The 20,646-nt window shown below is 71.4% G+C and carries 15 protein-coding genes and 1 pseudogene; all 16 read left to right on the top strand.

What is annotated here, in order from left to right; translation table 11 throughout:
* The first annotated feature begins 199 nt into the window (after positions 1-199).
* The 16 genes and pseudogenes from M2283_RS02430 (at position 200) to M2283_RS02355 (ending at position 20,610) form a co-directional block, all read left to right on the top strand.
* The gene (locus M2283_RS02430) at positions 200-1,381 is read left to right on the top strand and encodes an ROK family transcriptional regulator (RefSeq protein ID WP_280874239.1); all 1,182 of its coding nucleotides are present in this window, start codon (positions 200-202) and stop codon (positions 1,379-1,381) included.
* 109 nt (positions 1,382-1,490) lie between these two features.
* Complete coding sequence (locus tag M2283_RS02425; protein ID WP_280874238.1) at positions 1,491-3,008, top strand: sugar ABC transporter ATP-binding protein; 1,518 nt, start codon at positions 1,491-1,493, stop codon at positions 3,006-3,008.
* Positions 3,005-4,024 (top strand): ABC transporter permease, encoded by a 1,020-nt coding sequence (locus M2283_RS02420; RefSeq protein ID WP_280874237.1) that lies wholly within the window; start codon positions 3,005-3,007, stop codon positions 4,022-4,024. Before M2283_RS02425 ends, M2283_RS02420 begins: the two co-directional genes overlap by 4 nt.
* 17 nt (positions 4,025-4,041) lie before the next feature.
* Positions 4,042-5,091, top strand: a complete 1,050-nt coding sequence (locus M2283_RS02415) for a substrate-binding domain-containing protein (RefSeq protein WP_280874236.1) — start codon at positions 4,042-4,044, stop codon at positions 5,089-5,091.
* Positions 5,092-5,150: 59 nt separating this feature from the next.
* Positions 5,151-6,359: a Gfo/Idh/MocA family protein gene (locus M2283_RS02410; RefSeq protein ID WP_280874235.1), complete on the top strand. Its 1,209-nt coding sequence runs from the start codon at positions 5,151-5,153 to the stop codon at positions 6,357-6,359.
* Between the two features lie 36 nt (positions 6,360-6,395).
* Positions 6,396-7,394 carry a sugar phosphate isomerase/epimerase family protein gene (locus tag M2283_RS02405; protein ID WP_280874234.1) on the top strand — a complete coding sequence of 333 codons (999 nt, stop codon included), beginning with the start codon at positions 6,396-6,398 and terminating at the stop codon, positions 7,392-7,394.
* 104 nt (positions 7,395-7,498) lie between these two features.
* On the top strand, positions 7,499-10,018 hold the full coding sequence (locus M2283_RS02400) for a PQQ-dependent sugar dehydrogenase (RefSeq protein ID WP_280874233.1): 2,520 nt from the start codon (positions 7,499-7,501) through the stop codon (positions 10,016-10,018).
* Positions 10,019-10,032: 14 nt separating this feature from the next.
* Positions 10,033-11,409 carry a ThuA domain-containing protein gene (locus tag M2283_RS02395; RefSeq protein WP_280874696.1) on the top strand — a complete coding sequence of 459 codons (1,377 nt, stop codon included), beginning with the start codon at positions 10,033-10,035 and terminating at the stop codon, positions 11,407-11,409.
* 112 nt (positions 11,410-11,521) lie between these two features.
* The gene (locus M2283_RS02390; protein ID WP_280874232.1) at positions 11,522-12,760 is read left to right on the top strand and encodes an inositol-3-phosphate synthase; all 1,239 of its coding nucleotides are present in this window, start codon (positions 11,522-11,524) and stop codon (positions 12,758-12,760) included.
* Between the two features lie 53 nt (positions 12,761-12,813).
* Positions 12,814-13,806: an SCO3242 family prenyltransferase gene (locus M2283_RS02385; protein WP_280874695.1), complete on the top strand. Its 993-nt coding sequence runs from the start codon at positions 12,814-12,816 to the stop codon at positions 13,804-13,806.
* Positions 13,807-13,841: 35 nt separating this feature from the next.
* Positions 13,842-14,711, top strand: a pseudogene (locus M2283_RS02380) (sugar phosphate isomerase/epimerase family protein); the annotation flags it as partial.
* A 413-nt stretch (positions 14,712-15,124) separates the two neighbouring features.
* On the top strand, positions 15,125-15,949 hold the full coding sequence (locus tag M2283_RS02375; RefSeq protein ID WP_432423020.1) for an EboA domain-containing protein: 825 nt from the start codon (positions 15,125-15,127) through the stop codon (positions 15,947-15,949).
* Positions 15,949-16,809 (top strand): TatD family hydrolase, encoded by an 861-nt coding sequence (locus tag M2283_RS02370; protein WP_280874230.1) that lies wholly within the window; start codon positions 15,949-15,951, stop codon positions 16,807-16,809. The genes M2283_RS02375 and M2283_RS02370 overlap by 1 nt, the downstream gene beginning before the upstream one ends.
* A 3-nt stretch (positions 16,810-16,812) precedes the next feature.
* Entirely contained in the window at positions 16,813-17,982 is a 1,170-nt protein-coding gene (gene eboE, locus M2283_RS02365) for a metabolite traffic protein EboE (RefSeq protein WP_280874229.1), read from the top strand.
* A complete protein-coding gene (locus tag M2283_RS02360) occupies positions 17,979-19,460 on the top strand; it encodes a nucleotide pyrophosphatase/phosphodiesterase family protein (protein WP_280874228.1) in 1,482 nt (493 codons plus the stop codon). Before eboE ends, M2283_RS02360 begins: the two co-directional genes overlap by 4 nt.
* Positions 19,461-19,560: 100 nt before the next feature.
* Positions 19,561-20,610, top strand: a complete 1,050-nt coding sequence (locus M2283_RS02355) for a sugar phosphate isomerase/epimerase family protein (protein ID WP_280874227.1) — start codon at positions 19,561-19,563, stop codon at positions 20,608-20,610.
* Positions 20,611-20,646 lie beyond the last annotated feature (36 nt).

The raw sequence follows: 20,646 nt of genomic DNA, 5'->3' as shown, positions 1-20,646 counted from the left end.
AGCCAAAGGGTAGCCAACAACGGCCTGCTTCAACCCTCTTGGCGCCAGGAGACGTCCGGCACCCCTTTGTCCTCTCAGTGGAGAAAGTCGACGGCAATTCGCGCACAGATTCTTCCCAGGTTCGGCGCCCGCTGCTACGTTCCCCTCGAAAGCCCGAACAGAGGCGGCCGATTGAGGCGGGGAGGGGCCAGTGAGACGCATGACGGCACGACCCGCCAACGCCCATCAGGCCAGGCTCCTCAAGCTGCTGCGCGACGGAGGTCCCAACTCCCGTGCGCAGTTGGGTGATCAGGTCGATCTGTCGCGGTCGAAACTGGCCGTGGAGGTGGACCGGCTGCTGGAGACGGGCCTGATCGTGGCCGACGGACTCGCCGCCTCGCGCGGCGGCCGGCGTTCCCACAACATCCGGTTGGCCCCGAACCTGCGGTTCCTCGGCGTCGACATCGGCGCGACCTCGGTCGACGTCGCCGTCACCAACGCCGAACTGGAAGTGCTGGGGCATCTCAACCAGCCCATGGACGTACGCGAGGGCCCGGTCGCGGTCTTCGAGCAAGTCCTGTCCATGGCCGCGAAGTTGAGGGCCTCGGGGCTCGCGGAGGGGTTCGATGGCGCCGGCATCGGCGTCCCCGGACCGGTCCGTTTCCCCGAGGGCGTCCCGGTGGCGCCGCCGATCATGCCGGGCTGGGACGGCTTCCCGGTGCGGGAGGCGCTCAGTCAGGAACTCGGTTGTCCGGTGATGGTCGACAACGACGTGAACCTGATGGCCATGGGGGAGCAGCACGCGGGCGTCGCCCGTTCCGTGGGCGACTTCCTCTGCGTCAAGATCGGCACCGGCATCGGTTGCGGCATAGTCGCCGGCGGTGAGGTCCACCGCGGGGTGACGGGCAGCGCGGGCGACATCGGGCACATCCAGGCCGTGCCCGACGGACGTCCGTGTGCCTGCGGCAACCGGGGCTGCCTGGAAGCCCACTTCAGCGGCGCGGCCCTGGCCCGGGACGCGCTGGAGGCGGCCCAGCAGGGTCGGTCGGTGGAGCTCGCGACCCGGTTGGAGGCGACCGGCACCCTGACCGCAGTGGACGTCGCCGCCGCGGCCGCCGCGGGTGACGCCACCTCCCTCGATCTGATCCGCGAGGGCGGCAACCGCACCGGCGAGGTCATCGCCAGTCTCGTCTCCTTCTTCAACCCCGGCCTGGTGGTGATCGGCGGCGGGGTGACCGGCCTCGGCCACACCCTCCTCGCCGCGATCCGCACCCAGGTCTACCGCCAGTCACTCCCGCTGGCGACCGGCAACCTGCCCATCGTCCTGGGTGAGTTGGGCCCCACCGCCGGAGTCATCGGCGCGGCCCGACTGATCAGCGACCACCTGTTCTCACCCGCGTAAGCGCACTCATCTAGGTACCTGCGTCAGCACGCATTCCAGCGCACACCCGCACAGCGCCCTGCTTCGCCCTGCCCTGAAACCGGCCCGCACGCCAGCCAAGGGGAACACGATGGCACCCGAACCACCCCTGCTCAGCATGTCCGGCATCACCAAGTCGTTCCCCGGAGTCCGGGCCCTCGACGGTGTCGACCTCGACGTACAGGCCGGCGAGGTGCACTGTCTGCTCGGCCAGAACGGGGCCGGCAAGTCCACCCTCATCAAGGTCCTGTCCGGCGCCCACCAGCCCGACACGGGCACCATCCACTGGCGCGGCGAGCCGGTAACGCTGCGCTCGCCGATCGCCGCCATGCGCCTCGGCATCGCCACCATCTACCAGGAACTCGACCTGGTGGAGCACCTGTCGGTCGCCGAGAACGTCCACCTCGGCCATGAACCCACGGCCGCCGGCTTCGTCGTACGGGGAAAGGCGGCGAAGGCTTCAACCGCCGCACTGCTCAAGCGACTTGGGCACCCGGAGATCGACCCGGCCCGGCTGGTCGGGGCGTTGTCCGCGGCCCAGCAGCAGATCGTGTCCATGGCGCGGGCGCTCTCCCACGACGTACGCCTCATCGTGATGGACGAGCCGTCCGCCGCCCTCGACCCGGACGAGGTCGACAACCTCTTCCGTATCGTCGGCGACCTGACCGCCGACGGGGTCGCCGTCGTCTACATCTCGCACCGGCTCGAAGAGATCCGCCGCGTCGGCGACCGCGTGACCGTGCTGAAGGACGGGCGTGCGGTGGCGGGCGGGCTGCCCGCCGAGTCGACGCCGACGCGTGAGGTGGTCGCGCTGATGACCGGACGCAACGTGGAGTACGTCTTTCCCGATCGGCCAGCGACGCAGCCGCAGGGCACACCGGTCCTGGAGGTCCAAGGGCTGGCCAGGGACGGGGAGTTCGAGGCGCTCGACCTGAGCATCCAGCCGGGCGAGATCGTCGGTCTCGCGGGACTCGTCGGCTCGGGGCGGTCGGAGATCCTGGAGACGATCTACGGCGCCCGCAAGGCGACCGCCGGTCAAGTCCGTGTCGACGGGCGGGCGTTGCGGCCCGGGAGCGTGCGCGCGGCCGTCCGGGCCGGGCTCGGGCTCGCCCCCGAGGAGCGCAAGGCGCAGGCGCTGCTGATGCTGGAGTCCGTCACCCGCAACGTCTCGGTCTCCTCCATGTCCCGCTTCTCACGGGCCGGTTGGATCGACCGGGGAGCCGAGCTGGGCGCGGCCCGGGCCGCGACGCGCGAGCTGTCGCTGCGGCCCGACAACCCGTCCGTACCGATCCGCACCCTGTCCGGCGGCAACCAGCAGAAGGCCGTCCTGGCCCGCTGGCTGCTGCGCGGCTGCCGGGTGCTGCTGCTCGACGAACCGACCCGGGGCGTCGACGTCGGCGCCCGCGCCGAGCTGTACGCGGTGATCCGCCGGCTCGCCGACGAGGGCCTCGCCGTACTGCTGGTCTCCAGCGAGGTGCCCGAGGTGCTCGGCCTCGCCGACCGCGTACTGGTGCTCCGCGAGGGGCGCGTCGTACACACGGCGCCCGCCCGGGAGCTGGACGAACACCGCGTACTCGACCTGGTCATGGAAGGAAGCCCGGCGTCATGACGCAGCATGCCTCCCCGCCGCGGGACAACACCGACAAGGTGCCGACGGTCGGCCAACCTCCCGTGTGGCGCGGCGTGTTCGCCCGCGCCGACGTCCGCACCCTGTCCCTCCTGGGCGTGCTGGCCGTACTGATCCTGATCGGCGGGATCACCAAGCCCGACGAGTTCCTGGACACCCGCAACCTCCAACTCGTCCTCACCCAGGCCTCGGTGATCGGCGTCGTCACCGTCGGCATGACCTTCGTCATCACCTCCGGCGGCATCGACCTGTCGGTCGGCGCGATCGTCGCCCTCTCCTCGGTGTGGGCGACGACGGTGGCCACGCAGGAGTACGGCTTCGCGGGCATCCTGTTCACCGCGGTGATCGTCGGCGTCGGCTGCGGCCTGGTCAACGGACTGCTCATCGCGTACGGCGGGATGGTCCCGTTCATCGCCACCCTCGCCATGCTGGCCTCGGCGCGCGGACTCGCGCTGCAGCTCACCGACGGCAAGACGCAGATCGTCACCATCACCAGCGTCCTCGACCTCGGCGAACGCGACGCCTATGTGCTCGGCATCCCGCCGCTGGTCATGGTCTTCGCCGTGGTCACGATCATCGGCTGGCTGATCCTCAACCGCACCACCTTCGGCCGCCGCACGGTCGCCGTCGGCGGCAACGCGGAGGCCGCCCGGCTGGCCGGTATCGACGTCCGCCGCCAACGCCTCTACCTCTACCTGCTGTCCGGACTGTGCTGCGGCATCGCCGCCTTCCTGCTGATCATCCTGGCCGGCTCCGGCCAGAACACCAACGGCAACCTCTACGAACTCGACGCCATCGCCGCCGCGATCATCGGCGGCACGCTGCTCAGCGGCGGCCGCGGCACCATCACCGGCTCCGTCCTTGGCGTCCTGATCTTCACCACGATCACCAACATCTTCGCCCTGAACAACCTGCAGAGCGACGTCCAGCAGATCGCCAAGGGCGCGATCATCGTCGCCGCCGTGCTGGTCCAGCGCCGTACCGCGAGCACGACCTGAGGAAAGGGTTCACCGCCATGCCAGAGCCGACGCCTTTCACGAGCCGCAGAGGACTGCTCTTCGGGGCCGCCGCCGTATCCACCGGTGCCCTCCTCGTGGGCTGCACGAGCAACGACTCCAAGGACGAGACCTCCGCGTCCGACAACCAGCCGGCCGCCTCCGACGCCCCCGGCAAGCACGTCACCATCGGCTTCGCCGGACCGCAGGCCGACCACGGCTGGCTCAACGCGATCAACGACAACGCCAAGAGCCGCGCGAAGAAGTACTCGGACGTCTCCCTGGAGATCACCGAGGGGTCCAACGACACCGCCCAGCAGATCGGGCAGATCGAGACCCTCATCAACAAGAAGGTCGACGTGCTGGTGGTGCTGCCCGCCGACGGCAAGGCGCTCACCCAGGTCGGGCTGAAGGCGATGCGCGCGGGCATCCCGGTCGTCAACCTCGACCGGATCTTCAACTCCCCGCAGGCGTACCGCTGTTGGATCGGCGGCGACAACTACGGCATGGGCCTCAACGCCGGTACCTACATCGGCGAGCAGCTCAAGGACACCAAGAACGCCCGGGTCATCGAACTGGCCGGTCTGGACAACCTGGAGCTGACCAAGCAGCGCACCCAGGGCTTCGACGACGCCCTGAAGAACTACCCCAACGTCAAGAAGGTGGCCCGCCAGGCCGCCGAGTTCACAGTCGAGTCAGGTCAGGCCAAGATGGCCCAACTCCTGCAGGCGCAGTCCAAGTTCGACGCCCTGTGGAACCACGACGACGACCAGGGCGTGGGCGCGCTGCGCGCCATCGAGCAGGCAGGGCGCGACGACTTCCTGATGGTCGGCGGCGCGGGCGCGCTCTCCGCCTTCCAGGCCATCAAGCAGGACAACGGCGTCCTCAAGGCGACGGTCCTGTACCCGCCGACGATGGCCGCCTCCGCGATCGACCTGGCCCGCGCGCTGGGCCAGGGCAAGGGAGTCGGCGGCCTCGCCGAGTTCGAGATCCCGGCCTCGATGACGCTCTACTCCGCCGTCGTCGACAAGGACAACGTCGACCAGTACATGTCCACCGGCTTCCGCTGACCGGACCCGCCCCGCACCCCCCACGGCGCATTCACCACGAGGACGAGGAGGACATCCGTATGGGACAGCCGCAGCAGTCGGACGGGTCACCGGGAGAACAGCCGCCACTTCGGGTCGGCATGGTCGGCTACGCCTTCATGGGTGCCGCCCACTCCCAGGGCTGGCGCACCGTGGGCCGGGTCTTCGACCTGCCGCGCCGCCCGGTCCTGGCCGCCATCTGCGGGCGCGACGCCGCCGCCGTACGGGCGGCGGCCGACCGGCACGGCTGGGCGGCGGCCGAGACCGACTGGCGGGCCCTGGTGGCGCGGGACGACGTCGACCTCGTCGACATCTGCACCCCGGGCGACAGCCATGCCGAGATCGCCCTCGCGGCCCTCGCCGCCGGCAAGCACGTGCTGTGCGAGAAGCCCCTCGCCAACACCGTCGAGGAGGCCGAGGCGATGACGGCGGCGGCCGAAGCGGCTTACGGGCGCGGGCAGTTGGCGATGGTCGGCTTCAACTACCGCCGGGTGCCCGCCACCGCGCTCGCCCGGAACATGGTGGAGGAGGGGCGGCTCGGCGCGCTACGGCACATACGGGTGACGTACCTTCAGGACTGGCTGGTGGACCCCGAGTTCCCGCTCACCTGGCGGCTGCGCAAGGAGACGGCGGGCTCCGGCTCCCTCGGCGACCTGGGCGCGCACATCGTCGACCTCGCGCAGTACCTCGCGGGGGAGCCGCTGGCCGGGGTCTCCGCCCTGACCGAGACCTTCGTACGACAACGACCGCTGCCCGGCGGTCCCACGAGCGGCCTGTCCGCCGTGTCGGCCGTCGGCACCGGCACGGTCACCGTCGACGACGCCGCCCTGTTCACCGGCCGCTTCGCCTCCGGCGCCCTCGCCTCCTTCGAGGCCACCCGCTACGCGACCGGCCGCAAGAACGCCCTGCGCATCGAACTCAACGGCGAGCGCGGCTCGTTGGCCTTCGACCTGGAGCGCCTCAACGAACTCTCGTACCACGACGGTACGGAACCCGGGGCGCACGCCGGCTTCCGGCGCATCCTCGTCACCGAACCCGACCACCCCTACCTGGACGCCTGGTGGCCGCCGGGCCACGGCCTCGGCTACGAGCACACCTTCGTCCACCAGGCCCGCGACCTCGTCCACGCGATCGCCGAGGGCCGGCAACCCCGCCCCTCCTTCGCCGACGGGCTGCAAGTCCAGCGGGTGCTGGCGGCGGTCGAGGAGAGCGCCGAGAAGAACTCCGTCTACACGCCCATCGCCGTCTGACACCCGCCCGTCGCCGTCCGAGGAGGATTGAGGGAAATGCCGCGTCAGTTCACGCTCTTCACCGGTCAGTGGGCCGACCTTCCGCTGGAGGAAGTCTGCCGCCTCGCGCGCGACTTCGGCTACGACGGGCTCGAACTCGCCTGCTGGGGCGACCACTTCGAGGTCGACAAGGCGCTCGCGGACTCGTCGTACATCGACTCCAGGAAGCAACTGCTCGACAAGTACGGCCTCAAGTGCTGGGCCATCTCCAACCACCTGGTCGGACAGGCCGTCTGCGACGCCATCATCGACGAACGCCACCAGGGCATCCTGCCCGCCGAGGTGTGGGGCGACGGCGACCCGGAGGGCGTACGGCGGCGGGCGGCGGACCGGATCAAGGACACCGCGCGCGCCGCGGCGGCCCTCGGCGTCGACACCGTCATCGGCTTCACCGGCTCCGCGATCTGGCACCTGGTCGCCATGTTCCCGCCCGCCCCCGAGGCGATGATCGAGCGCGGTTACGAGGACTTCGCCGAGCGCTGGAACCCGATCCTCGACGTCTTCGACGAGGAGGGCGTGCGCTTCGCCCACGAGGTCCACCCCAGCGAGATCGCCTACGACTACTGGACAACCCACCGCGCGTTGGAGGCAGTTGGGGGTCGTCCCGCCTTCGGCCTGAACTTCGACCCCTCGCACTTCGTCTGGCAGGACCTCGACCCCGTCGGCTTCCTGTGGGACTTCCGCGACCGGATCTACCACGTCGACTGCAAGGAGGCCCGCAAGCGCCTCGACGGACGCAACGGCCGCCTCGGCTCCCACCTGCCGTGGGGCGACCCGCGCCGCGGCTGGGACTTCGTGTCGGCCGGCCACGGTGACGTCCCCTGGGAGGACGTCTTCCGGATGCTGCGCTCCATCGACTACCAGGGCCCCATCTCGGTCGAGTGGGAGGACGCCGGCATGGACCGGCTCCAGGGCGCTCCCGAGGCCCTGACCCGGCTCAAGGCCTACGACTTCGAGCCGCCGACGGCGTCCTTCGACGCGGCCTTCGGCAACTGAGGCTGCCTCACAGGCAGCTGACCCCACCACAGCTCTCCGGGATGACGGCGCATCCCGGCGTACCCGCACCCGCCCGTACAACCAGCCCCACTCTGGAGGCATTCGTGCACGGGAACGATCGCACCACCAGCACCGACAGAATCGAGACCCACAGACGACGCCCGTCCTTCCGCAAGGCGGTGGCCCTCTTCAGCGGGGCACTCCTGGCGGGCGCCACCCTCACCCTCACCGCCCCCCAGGCCGGCGCAGCCGTCGCCGACCCGGGAACCGCACCGGCCGCACCCGCCGCCGTGGCGGCCGACGACTTCCAACAGGTCACCCTCGCCAAGGGCGAGCCCGAGGTCGGCGAGCCCATGTCGCTCGCCGTCCTCCCGGACCGCTCGGTCCTGCACACCTCGCGCGACGGCGAGTTGAGACTGACGGACGCCGCCGGAAACACCCGGCTGGTCGGCAAGCTCGACGTCTACTCCCACGACGAGGAAGGCCTCCAAGGCGTCGGCGTGGACCCGGACTTCGCCACCAACCGGGCCATCTACCTCTACTACGCACCCCCGTTGAACACCCCGGCGGGCGACGCCCCCGAGACCGGCACCGCGGCCGACTTCGCGCCCTTCGACGGCGTCAACCGCCTCTCCCGCTTCGTCCTGAACGCGGACGGCACCCTCGACAACGCCAGCGAGAAGAAGGTCCTCGACGTCCCGGCCTCCCGCGGCCTGTGCTGCCACGTCGGCGGCGACATCGACTTCGACGCGGCGGGCAACCTGTACCTGTCGACGGGCGACGACTCCAACCCCTTCCAGTCCGACGGCTACAGCCCCCTCGACGAGCGCGCCGACCGCAACCCCGCCTTCGACGCCCAGCGTTCGGCCGGCAACACCAACGACCTGCGCGGCAAGATCCTCCGCGTCAAGGTCGCGGCCGACGGCTCGTACACGGTCCCCGACGGAAACCTCTTCGCCCCCGGCACGGACAAGACGCGGCCCGAGGTCTACGCGATGGGCTTCCGCAACCCGTTCCGCTTCAGCGTCGACAAGAAGACCGGCATCCTCTACGTCGGCGAGTACGGCCCCGACGCGGGCGCCGCCGACCCGGCGCGCGGCCCGGCGGGCCAGGTCGAGTTCGCCCGCGTCACCGGCCCCGGCAACTTCGGCTGGCCGTACTGCACCGGTGCCAACGACGCCTACGTGGACTACGACTTCGCGACCAAGACGTCCGGCGCGTCCTTCGACTGCGCGGCGCCCAAGAACAACTCCCCGCACAACACCGGCCTCACCGACCTGCCCCCGGCCCAGCCGGCCTGGATCCCCTACAACGGCCCCTCCGTACCGGAGTTGGGCGACGGCTCCGAGTCCCCGATGGGCGGCCCGGTCTACCACTACGACGCCACGCTCGACTCGCCGGTCAAGTTCCCCCAGGCGTACGACGGGAACTTCTTCGCGGGTGAGTTCGGCCGGCGCTGGATCAAGCGCATCGTGAGCGACGGCAGCGGGAGCGTGCAGTCGATCAACGCCTTCCCGTGGACCGGCACCCAGGTGATGGACATGGCCTTCGGGCCGGACGGCGCGCTGTACGTCCTCGACTACGGCACCGCGTGGTTCGGCGGCGACGAGAACTCGGGCCTCTTCCGCATCGAGAACGCGACCGACGGCCACTCCCCGGTGGCGCAGGCCGCGGCCGACCGTACCTCGGGACAGGCTCCGTTGAAGGTCAAGTTCTCCTCCGAGGGCAGCAGTGACCAGGACGGCGACGCGCTCACCTACAGCTGGGACTTCGGCGACGGCGGCACGTCGACGGCGGCCAACCCGACGTACAAGTACAAGAAGAACGGGACCTACACCGCGACCCTGACCGCCAAGGACGCCTCGGGCCGCACCGGCAGCGCGAGCGTGCAGATCGTCGTCGGCAACACCGCGCCCAAGGTGGTCCTGGAGACGCCGAAGGACGGGCAGTTGTTCAGCTTCGGTGACGCGATCCCGTTCACGGTGAAGGTCACCGACCCCGAGGACCGCAAGACCGTCGACTGCGCCAAGGTCAAGGTCACCTTCGTCCTCGGCCACGACACCCACGGCCACCCGCAGACCTCCGCCAACGGCTGCACCGGCACCATCCAGACCAGCGCCGACGGCGGCCACGACGAGGACGCCAACATCTTCGGTGTGCTGGACGCCGAGTACACCGACAACGGAGGCGGCGGCCAGGCCCCGCTCACCTCGCACGACCAGAGCGTCCTGGAGCCCCGACACCGCCAGGCCGAGCACTTCGGCAACAACTCCGGCGTCTCGGTCATCACCAAGGACACCGCGCACGGCGGAAAGACCGTCGGCGACATCGACAACGGCGACTGGATCTCCTTCACGCCGTACGTCCTCAACAACGCCAAGTCGGTCACGGCCCGCGTCTCTTCCGGCGGCGCCGGCGGCACGCTGGAATTCCGGTCGGGCTCGGCCACGGGCACGCTGCTCGGCAAGGCGACCGTCCCGGTGACCGGCGGCTGGGAGACCTTCCAGGACGTCACCGCGAACCTGTCCCGCGCACCGAAGGGCACGACCACGCTCTACCTGGTCTTCAAGGGCGGCTCGGGCACGCTGTTCGACGTGGACGACTTCACCTTCACGACCGGCTGAGGGGAGGCGACATGATGCGCTCAACCGGCCGACTGACGACCGCTGTTGTGGGGGCCGCCCTGCTCCTCGGCTGCGTCTCGGGTCCGGCCTCCTCGCACCCTGGGGACGCCGGGGACTCCGATGGTGCCTTCGGTTCCGCCGGGAAGCGGGTGCTGGTCTTCTCCAAGACGGCCGGCTTCCGGCACGACTCCATCCCCGAGGGCGTCGAGGCGGTGCGGCAACTCGGCACCGACGGCGGCTTCACGGTCGACGCGACCGAGGACGCGGGCGCGTTCACCGACCGGAACCTGCGGCGGTACGACGCGGTCGTCTTCCTCTCCACCACGGGTGACGTCCTCGACGCGGCCCAACAGCAGGCGTTCGAGGGCTACATCAGGCACGGCGGCGGCTATGTCGGCGTCCATGCCGCCGCCGACACCGAGTACGACTGGGCGTTCTACGGCGGCCTCGTCGGCGCCTACTTCCAGTCGCACCCGGCGATCCAGCCCGCGACCGTGAACGTGGAGGACCGCGCCCACCCGGCGACCTCGCAACTGGCCCCCACCTGGGACCGCACCGACGAGTGGTACAACTACCGCTCGAATCCCCGGGATCGGGCCCACGTCCTGGCCTCGCTCGACGAGTCGTCCTACACCGGCGGCACGATGAACGGCGATCACCCGATCGCCTGGTGCCAGAACTACCAAGGTGGCCGCGCCTTCTACACCGGCACCGGCCACACCAAGGAGTCCTACGCCGAACCCGCCTTCCGCGCCCACCTGTTGGGCGGGATCCGCTGGGCCGTCGGCGACGCCCAGGCCGACTGCCGCCCGGAGAACGGCTATCGCCCGCTCTTCGACGGCACGGCCACGTCGCTGGAGGGCTGGCGACAGGCGGGCCCGGGCTCCTTCGATCTCGCCGACGACGGCACGCTGACGTCGTCGGGCGGGATGGGCCTGCTCTGGTACGCGACGTCGGGCTTCACCTCGTACTCCGTGAAGCTCGACTGGAAGATGGCCGGCGCCTCGGGCGACGACAACTCCGGTGTGTTCGTGGGCTTTCCGTCCTCGGACGACCCGTGGTCGGCCGTGGACAACGGTTACGAGATCCAGATCGACGCCACGGACGTGCCCGAGAAGACCACGGGGTCCGTCTACGGCTTCCGCTCCGCCGACCTGAAGAAGCGCGACCGTGCGCTGAATCCTCCGGGGGAGTGGAACACGTACGAGATCCGCGTGGAGGGCGAGCGCCTCCGCGTCTGGCTCAACGGCGTGCAGATCAACGATTTCCGGAACACCGACCCGGCCCGGAGCCTGCGCGACGGACACCTCGGCATCCAGAACCACGGAGCCGACGACCAGGTGTCCTTCCGCGACATCCGGCTCAAGGAACTGCCCGCCAAGGGCAATTGAGCGGCGGTGGGCGGGAGACGCCGGACTCTCGCCCACCGTCTTCCGGCCGGCCCCGCCCTGGGGTGCGCGCACGAGGCGTTTGATGCCGACGCGTTCGACAAGGAGGCTGCCCATGTCCGCGTCCGTTTCCGTTTCCGACTCCGTCTCCTCACCACTCGTCGGCGTCTGGCTGATCGGGGCTCGCGGCTCCGTCGCCACCACGGTCGTCGCGGGCTGCGCCGCCATGACCGCCGGACTGCATCCACCGACGGGCCTGGTCACCGAAACCCCCGCCTTCGCGGACAGCGGCCTGCCACCCCTGGCCTCCCTCGTCTTCGGCGGCCACGACACGGTGGACTGCCCCCTCCCCAAACGCGCCGAGGCCCTCGCGGCCGGCGGCGTCCTCCCACCCGGCCTCCCCACGGCGGTCGCGGCCGAACTGGCCGCCGCCGACCGGGAGATCAGACCCGGAGGCCCGGCCACGGGCGACACGCGCACCGAACAGGAACTGATCGAGGCCTTCGCGGCGGACATCGAGGACTTCGTACAACGGCGCGGCCTGGCACGGACAGTGGTGGTGAACGTCGCGTCGACCGAACCCTCTGCTGTGGGACGCGCGCTCCCGCCCAGCTCCCTGTACGCGGCGGCGGCCCTGCGCGCCGGCTGCCCGTATGCCAACTTCACCCCGTCGACGGGCCTGCACCACCCGGCGCTGGCGGAGTCGGCTGAGGCGAGCGGGCTGCCGTACGCGGGCCGCGACGGCAAGACCGGTCAGACACTGCTCCGTTCCGTGCTCGGCCCGATGTTCACCCAGCGCGCCCTCACGGTCCGCGCCTGGTCCGGCGCCAACCTCCTCGGCGGAGGCGACGGCGCCGCCCTCGCCGACCCGGCCGCGGCCGCGGCCAAGAACGCCGGCAAGGAACGCGTCCTAGCCGACACCCTCGGTACGACCCCCGAGGGCGAGGTCCACATCGACGACGTCCCGGCGCTCGGCGACTGGAAGACCGCCTGGGACCACATCGCCTTCGACGGCTTCCTCGGCACCCGCATGATCCTCCAGACCATCTGGCAGGGCTGCGACTCGGCCCTCGCGGCACCGCTGGTCCTGGACCTGGCCCGGCTGACGGTGCGGGCCCAGGAGGCGGGCCTGTCCGGCCCGCTCGGCGAACTCGGGTTCTTCTTCAAGGATCCGGTGGGGGAGGGGCCCGCAGGGTTGGGGGAGCAGTACGAGGCGCTGGTGGGCTTCGCGGGGCGGTTGAAGGGGACTGAGCGGGGCGCGGGGGATGTTGTCGGTGGGCGAGCCGAGGACGAGGGTCAGCTCCGGCACGAGAAGGGCTCCTCTGGGGCGGGCAGTTCGGGGGAGCTGTGGTGACCGGGGGACCCGCGCTGACGGACGGGTCCGCAACCCGGGGCGCGAAGAGGCCGATCGGTACGTCGACTTCAGGGCGCGGCAATGCGGACCGCCGCCCGAGCCGCCGGCTCGCCTGGGCCGAACTCCTGCGTCTCCCCGCCCTGTTCACCGTCCCTGGCGACGCCCTCGCCGGCGCCGCGGCAACCGCCGGCACCCCCAACTCCCGCACCCTGCTCGCCATCGGCTCCTCCCTCTGCCTCTACGAGGCCGGCATGGCCCTCAACGACTGGGCCGACCAGGACGAGGACGCCGCCGAACGCCCCCACCGCCCTCTCCCATCGGGCCGCATCCACCCGACCGCCGCCCTGTCGGCGGCCTGCCTCCTCACCGGCGCCGGCCTGGCCCTCGCCGCCCGCGCCGGCCGCCCGGCCCTCGCGGTCGCCGCACCGCTGGCAGCTACGGTCTGGGCGTACGACCTCACCCTCAAGCACACCGCCGCGGGCCCCCCGGCCATGGCCGCCGCCCGCAGCCTCGACCTTCTGCTCGGCGCCGCCGCGACGTCGGGCCGCGTCCACGAGGCACTCCCCTCCGCGGCCCTGCTCGGCACGCACACCCTCGCGGTGACGACGGTGTCCCGCCGGGAGACGACCGGCGGCTCACCCTTGCCTCCGCTGGCGGCCCTGGCCACCACGGCCCTCCTGACTCGCCTCCTGACGCGCCGGCCCTCGCCGGGCCCCCGGGAAGCAGCCACCCACGACCTGCCGGGCACCGGGACGGACACAGCTCCACCCGCCCGAACCGGTGATCATGCCTCCCGCTCCTTTGCGGACACCCTGCGCCTGGCCATGGCCGCCACCTACGCCGCCACCGCCGGTCGCCGCTATTTCCACGCCGCCCTCAACCCGTCACCCCCACTCACCCAACGAGCCGTCGGCGGCGGCATCCGCGCCACCATCCCGCTCCAGGCCGCCCTCACCGCCCGCTCCGGCGCCGGCCCCACGGCCGTGCTGATCGCGGCTCTGGCTCCACTCGGCCGAAGGTTCGCGAGGAAGGTGAGCGTCACGTGACCCCTGCGACGCGGCGCCCGGACGGCCCCGACCCCATCGCCTCCATCCCCGCACCTCCCGCTCCCGCCAACACCCCCCTCCGCTTCGGCTACGGCACCAACGGCCTGGCCGACCTCCGCCTCGACGACGCCCTCACCCTCCTCGCCGACCTCGGCTACGACGGCGTCGGACTGACCCTCGACCACATGCACCTCGACCCACTGGCGCCCGACCTCACCGCCCGCACGCAGCGCCTCGCGGGCCGCCTGGACGCGCTCGACCTGGACGTCACCGTGGAGACCGGGGCCCGCTATGTCCTGGACCCGCGCCGCAAACACGGCCCGTCGCTCCTCGACCCGGATCCGGACGACCGCGCCCGACGCGTCGGCCTGCTGATCCGCGCGGTCCAGGTCGCCGCCGACCTCGGTGCGCACGCCGTCCACTGCTTCAGCGGCGTAACCCCCGCCGGTACCGACCCGGACACCGCGTGGAAGCGGCTGGCCGAGGCGCTCACGCCCGTCCTTGAGGTCGCCGCCGACGCCGGCGTCCCCCTCGCGGTCGAGCCCGAACCCGGTCATCTCCTCGGCACACTCGCCGACTTCCACCGGCTCCGCCACATCCTCGGCGACCCGGAGAACCTCGGTCTGACCCTGGACATCGGCCACTGCCAGTGCCTCGAACCCCTCTCTCCCGCCGACTGCGTACGTGCCGCCGCCCCGTGGCTGCGGCACGTCCAGATCGAGGACATGCGCCGCGGCGTCCACGAACACCTCCCCTTCGGAGACGGCGACATCGACTTCCCGCCCGTCCTCGCGGCCCTCGCCGCGACCGGCTACCAGGGCCTGACCGTCGTCGAACTACCCCGCCACTCCCATGCGGGGCCTCACTTCGCCGAACACTCCCTCCCGTTCCTGCACCACGCGGCGTCCCAAGCGGCTGCATTGCCCATGGCCCAGCCCGACCCCGCGCTCGCTCCCAATCCGGGCCCCGACCCTGCCCGCAGCCTCGCCTCCGGCCTCGGTACCGGTCGCGGCTCCGGCTCCGGGTTCGTCGTCGATCGCGGCCCCGGTCGTGACCCCGGTCGTGACCCCGACCGCGACCTCGCCCCTGGCCTCGATCCCGGGCGTGGCCCTGACCAAGTCCCCGGCCACGGCGCCGCGACTGGCCTCGATCCCGGACTTGGCCTGGCTCCTGGACGCGCCCCCGGGGCTGGCCGCACCCCTGACCTCGACCCCGGGCACGGTCCCGGCCTCGCCCCCAACCCCGCCCCACCACCCGGCGATCCCTCCGCCACCCCCGAAGGGAGCAGCACCTCATGAGACAGCCGATCGGCCAACCCATGAGCCAACCCGTGGAAAACCCCACGGCGGACCCCGCCCCGCACCCCACCCCGCACGCCCACTCCACACCGGAGACCCAGGCCGCAGAACCAACGGCCCCGGACCTCACGGCCACCGACCTCCCGACCCCCGACCTCACAGGCGCCGCCCTCGCCCGCACCCCACCGGCAGACCTGCACCGCCTCCTCGCCACCCGGCTCGGCGGAGCCGCCCGTGCGTGGCTCGACCAGGCACTCGAAGAGGCCGCCACCCACCCCGGCATCCACGGACCCATCTCCGTCTGGGAGTTGCGGCTGGCTGAGGCCGGACGACGATGCGGTCCGGAGCACGCCGACGTCGCCCGCGTGCTGATCCTTCACGCCGCCCGCGCCGGCACGGACGCCGTCAGCCGCGTCTACTTCCAGGGCACCGCCGCCGAACGCCGCGCCGTCCTGCACGCGCTGCCCCATCTCGTCGCGGGCCCCGACGCCCTCCCGCTCGTCGAGGACGCCCTGCGTACCAACGACACCCGGCTCGTCGCCGCCGCCGTCGGCCCGTACGCCGCCCGGTATCTCGCCCCCCACCACTGGCGCCACGCCGTCCTGAAGTGCCTCTTCACCGGCGTTCCCGTGGACGAGGTCGCCGAGCTGGACCGACGCGCCCACGCCGACGCCGAACTCGCCCGCATGCTCGCCGACTACGCCGCCGAACGCACCGCCGCGGGCCGTCCCGTGCCCGAAGACCTGCACCGCGTCCTCACCTTGACCGACCCCACGGCCACCCCACCCGCGCCCGCCGCCGAACACGACCCCGGCCCGCGCGGAACCGACGGCAAGGAGTCCTGATGCGCATTTTCGACCCCCACATCCACATGACCTCCCGGACCACCGACGACTACGAGGCCATGCACGCCGCAGGCGTCCGCGCCGTCGTCGAACCCTCCTTCTGGCTCGGCCAGCCCCGCACCTCACCCGCCTCCTTCTTCGACTACTTCGACTCCCTCCTGGGCTGGGAGCCCTTCCGCGCCGCCCAGTACGGCATCGCCCACCACTGCACGCTCGCCCTCAACCCCAAGGAGGCCAACGACCCGCGCTGCGCGCCCGTCCTGGACGAACTGCCCCGCTATCTCGTCAAGGACCAGGTCGTCGCCGTCGGCGAGATCGGCTACGACTCGATGACCCCCGCCGAGGACACCGCCCTCGCCGCCCAGCTCCAACTCGCCGCCGACCACGGGCTGCCCGCGCTCGTCCACACCCCGCACCGCGACAAGCTCGCCGGCCTGCGCCGCACCCTCGACGTGGTGAGCGAGTCCGCACTCGCCCCGGACCGTGTCCTCGTCGACCACCTCAACGAGACGACCGTCAAGGAGGCCAAGGACAGCGGCTGTTGGCTGGGCTTCTCCGTCTATCCCGACACCAAGATGGACGAGGAGCGGGTGATCACGATCCTGCGCGAGTACGGGCCCGAGCAGGTCCTGGTGAACTCCGCCGCCGACTGGGGGAAGAGCGACCCGCTGAAGACCCGCGGAGTCGGCGACCTGATGCTGGCGGAGGGCTTCTCGGACGACGAAGTCGACCGGGTGCTGTGGCGCAACCCCGTCGCCTTCTATGGGCTGAGCGGGCGGTTGGACCTGGACCTCGACCTGGACGTCACGGCCACGGGCGCCACCCACGAGGGCAACTCCGTCCTCCGCGGCGGAGCGTGAGCCATGCGCTTCCGCCACCCCGACGGCTCCACCGTCCACCTCGCCTACTGCACCAACGTCCACCCCGCCGAAACCCTCGACGGCGTCCGCGCCCAACTCCGCGACCACTGCGAGCCCGTCCGCCGCCGCCTCGGCCGCGACCGCCTCGGCATCGGACTGTGGCTCGCGAAGGACGCCGCCCACGCCCTGGTCACCGACCCCTCCGCCCTGCGCGGCCTGCGCACCGAACTCGACCGGCGCGGCCTCGAAGTCGTCACCCTCAACGGCTTCCCCTACGAGGGCTTCGGCGCCGAGGAGGTCAAGTACCGCGTCTACAAGCCGGACTGGGCCGACCCCGAACGCCTGGAGCACACCACCGCCCTGGTCCGCGTCCTCGCCGGACTCCTGCCCGACGACGTCACCGAGGGCAGCATCTCGACCCTGCCGCTCGCCTGGCGCACCGTCTATGACCCGAGCCGCGCCGAGAAGGCCCGTACCGCCCTCGTCACCCTCGCCGAACGCCTCGACGCCCTCGACGAGTTGACCGGCCGCTCCATCCGCGTCGGCCTGGAACCCGAACCCGGCTGCGTCGTCGAGACCACCGGCGACGCGATCGCCCCACTGACCGCGATCGCCCACGACCGCATCGGCATCTGCGTCGACACCTGCCACCTCGCCACCTCCTTCGAAGACCCAGACACCGCCCTGGACGCGCTCACCGAAGCCGGCGTCCCCGTCGTCAAATCCCAGCTCTCGGCCGCCCTGCACGCCGAACACCCCCATCTCCCCGAGGTCCGCACCGCCCTCGCCGCCTTCGACGAACCCCGCTTCCTGCACCAGACCCGCACCGCCTCGGCCGCCGGCCTGCGCGGCACCGACGACCTCGGCGACGCGCTCCGGTCCGACGCCCTGCCCGACGCGACCCCCTGGCGCGCCCACTTCCACGTCCCCCTGCACGCGGCCCCCGCCGCGCCCCTCACCTCCACGCTCCCCGTGCTCAAGGCAGCCCTCACCCGGCTGGTCGGCGGCACGCACCCGCTCACCCGCCACCTGGAGGTCGAGACCTACACCTGGCAGGCCCTCCCGCCCGAGCTGCGCCCCCGCGGCCGAGCCCAGCTCGCCGACGGCATCGCCGCCGAACTCACCCTCGCCCGCGACCTGTTGACCGACCTCGGCCTGAAGGAACTCCCATGAGCGACCGACCGGCCGAACCGCACGGCACCGGGGACCCTGTCCCACAGGCCGCCTCGAACCATGGCCCGCAGGCCACCCCGCACCCTGTCCCGCACAGGGAGTCGCACCCCACCCCCCTCCTCGTCCTCGACGTCGTAGGCCTCACCCCCCGTCTCCTCGACCACATGCCCCACCTCAAGACGCTCGCCCAGTCCGGCTCCCGCGCCGCACTCGGCACCGTCCTGCCCGCCGTCACCTGCGCCGCCCAGTCCACCTTCCTGACCGGCACCCACCCCTCCGAGCACGGCATCGTCGGCAACGGCTGGTACTTCCGCGAACTCGGCGATGTACTGCTGTGGCGCCAGCACAACGGCCTCGTCGCCGGCGACAAACTCTGGGACGCCGCCCGCCGCGCGTACCCCGGCTACACCGTCGCCAACATCTGCTGGTGGTACGCCATGGGCGCCGACACCGACTTCACCGTCACCCCCCGCCCGGTCTACTACGCCGACGGCCGCAAGGAACCCGACTGCTACACCCGGCCCCCGGCCCTGCATGACGAACTCACCGAGAAACTCGGCACCTTCCCCCTCTTCCACTTCTGGGGACCAGGCGCGGACCTGGTCTCCAGCCGGTGGATCATCGACGCGACCCGCCACATCCTGCGCACCCGCCACCCCGACCTGGCGCTCTGCTACCTCCCTCACCTCGACTACGACCTGCAGCGCTTCGGCCCCGACGACCCGCGCTCCCTGAAAGCGGCCGCTGATCTGGACGCCGCGATGGCCCCGCTCCTGGACGACGCCCGCGCCGAGGGCCGTACCGTCGTCGCACTGTCCGAGTACGGCATCACCCGCGCGGACCGGCCCGTCGACATCAACCGGGCCCTGCGCCGCGCCGGACTCCTCGAAGTGCACACGCAGGACGGCATGGAGTACCTCGACCCGATGACGTCCCGTGCCTTCGCGGTCGCCGACCACCAGATCGCCCACGTGTATGTGCGCCGCCCCGAGGACCTCGACGCCACGCGGGCAGCCCTGGCCGACCTGCCCGGCATCGAGCAACTCCTGGACGACGAGGGCAAGAAGACCCACCACCTCGACCACCCGCGCTCAGGCGAACTCGTCGCCGTCGCGGAGCCGGACGCCTGGTTCACGTACTACTACTGGCTCGACGACGACCGAGCGCCCGACTTCGCGCAGCTCGTCGAGATCCACCGCAAACCCGGCTATGACCCGGTCGAGTTGTTCATGGATCCGCTCGACCCCTACGTCAAGGTCAAAGCGGCGAAGGCACTGGCCCGCAAGAAGCTCGGCATGCGCTATCGCATGGCGGTCGTGCCCCTGGATCCGTCACCTATTCGCGGCAGCCACGGCCGCCTTCCGGCGAGCGACGACGACGGTCCGCTCCTCATCTGCTCCACTCCCCGTGCTGTCGGCGACCGCCTCGCGGCCACCGATGTGAAGTCACTGCTGCTCCAACTCGCCGGTCTCACCTGACGCACCGGCCCCATCGACCCGTCCGATCGCTGTGATCCGACTGGTACCGAGTGAAGCACTCACCACTGACAACGCCCTCCGAATCCGAGGAGTTCCAGGCATGAGCCGCATCTCCCAGCCCGATCCCGAACTCACCCACCGCCTCAGCAGACGAGGCATGCTCGGCGTGGCCGCGGGTGCCACCGCCGCCGCACTGCTGGGCGCCGCGGCGACCCCGGCGACGGCCGCCGAGAGCACGTCCGCCGGTGCCGCGTCCGGCGGTCGCGGCCGTCCCGTCCTGCCGCCCGGCCGGCTCGGCATCCAGCTCTACAGCCTGCGCGACAAGGTCTCCACGCTCGGCTTCGCCCCCGTCTTCGCCGAGTTGGAGAAGTACGGGTACGACGAGGTCGAGTTCGCCGGATACACACAGGGCTCCGCGGGCCCCATAACCCTCGCCCAGCTCAAGCGCCTGGCGCGCAGCCACGGGCTGAACCCGATCGGCAGCCACGTCGGCTACTACGCGGACGACCCGAACGCGTACACCTTCGCCCAGAACCTCACCAAGGTCCTCGACGACGCCCAGGCCCTCGGCCTCAAGCACATCGGCACCGCGTCCGGCCCGTTCCGATACGGCTCGACCGTCGACGCGTGGAAGCGCGCCGCGGAGGAGTTCAACACCTACGGGGCGGCCGCCAAGAAGCGCGGCATGAAGTTCTACCAGCACAACCACTCCGACGAGTTCGGCTTCGCCTCCGACGATCCCAAGGTCCGGCTCTACGACGTGCTGCTCGCCGAGACCGACCCCGACCTGGTGTTCCTGGAGATGGACATCTTCTGGGCGTACGCGGGCCAGTTCCGCTTCTCGATCCGGCCCGACGGCAAGCCGGCGCCGTTCGACCCCCTGCGCTACGTGCTCAAGCAGCCGCACCGCTACCCGCTCTTCCACGTCAAGGACGGGGTGAGCGACCCCTCGAACGAGTTCGGCTACCGGATGGTGGACGTCGGCGACGGCGACATCGACTACCAGAAGTTCATCTCCGCCGTGTCCCGGCTGCGCGGCGAGCGCCTCGCCCACCACTGGCAGACCGAGCACGACCAGCCCACCGAGTCCTTCACGTTCGCGCGCCGCTCCAGCGCCTATCTGCACTCCCTGCGCGAGAAGAAGTGCTGAACCACGGCTAGGCACGCCTCAGGAGGCCCTCCCCGC

The organism is Streptomyces pseudovenezuelae, from assembly GCF_029892565.1.
Lineage (GTDB): Bacteria > Actinomycetota > Actinomycetes > Streptomycetales > Streptomycetaceae > Streptomyces > Streptomyces pseudovenezuelae_A.
Note: the sequence above shows the minus strand (reverse complement) of the source record. Positions and strands in the feature narration are given on the sequence as shown.

Bases quoted from the DNA above. Each gene is read 5' to 3' on its own strand.
- M2283_RS02430 (WP_280874239.1), top strand. From the start codon at position 200: ATGACGGCACGACCCGCCAACGCCCATCAGGCCAGGCTCCTCAAGCTG.
- M2283_RS02425 (WP_280874238.1), top strand. From the start codon at position 1,491: ATGGCACCCGAACCACCCCTGCTCAGCATGTCCGGCATCACCAAGTCG.
- M2283_RS02420 (WP_280874237.1), top strand. From the start codon at position 3,005: ATGACGCAGCATGCCTCCCCGCCGCGGGACAACACCGACAAGGTGCCG.
- M2283_RS02415 (WP_280874236.1), top strand. From the start codon at position 4,042: ATGCCAGAGCCGACGCCTTTCACGAGCCGCAGAGGACTGCTCTTCGGG.
- M2283_RS02410 (WP_280874235.1), top strand. From the start codon at position 5,151: ATGGGACAGCCGCAGCAGTCGGACGGGTCACCGGGAGAACAGCCGCCA.
- M2283_RS02405 (WP_280874234.1), top strand. From the start codon at position 6,396: ATGCCGCGTCAGTTCACGCTCTTCACCGGTCAGTGGGCCGACCTTCCG.
- M2283_RS02395 (WP_280874696.1), top strand. From the start codon at position 10,033: ATGCGCTCAACCGGCCGACTGACGACCGCTGTTGTGGGGGCCGCCCTG.
- M2283_RS02390 (WP_280874232.1), top strand. From the start codon at position 11,522: ATGTCCGCGTCCGTTTCCGTTTCCGACTCCGTCTCCTCACCACTCGTC.
- M2283_RS02375 (WP_432423020.1), top strand. From the start codon at position 15,125: ATGAGCCAACCCGTGGAAAACCCCACGGCGGACCCCGCCCCGCACCCC.
- M2283_RS02370 (WP_280874230.1), top strand. From the start codon at position 15,949: ATGCGCATTTTCGACCCCCACATCCACATGACCTCCCGGACCACCGAC.
- eboE (WP_280874229.1), top strand. From the start codon at position 16,813: ATGCGCTTCCGCCACCCCGACGGCTCCACCGTCCACCTCGCCTACTGC.
- M2283_RS02360 (WP_280874228.1), top strand. From the start codon at position 17,979: ATGAGCGACCGACCGGCCGAACCGCACGGCACCGGGGACCCTGTCCCA.
- M2283_RS02355 (WP_280874227.1), top strand. From the start codon at position 19,561: ATGAGCCGCATCTCCCAGCCCGATCCCGAACTCACCCACCGCCTCAGC.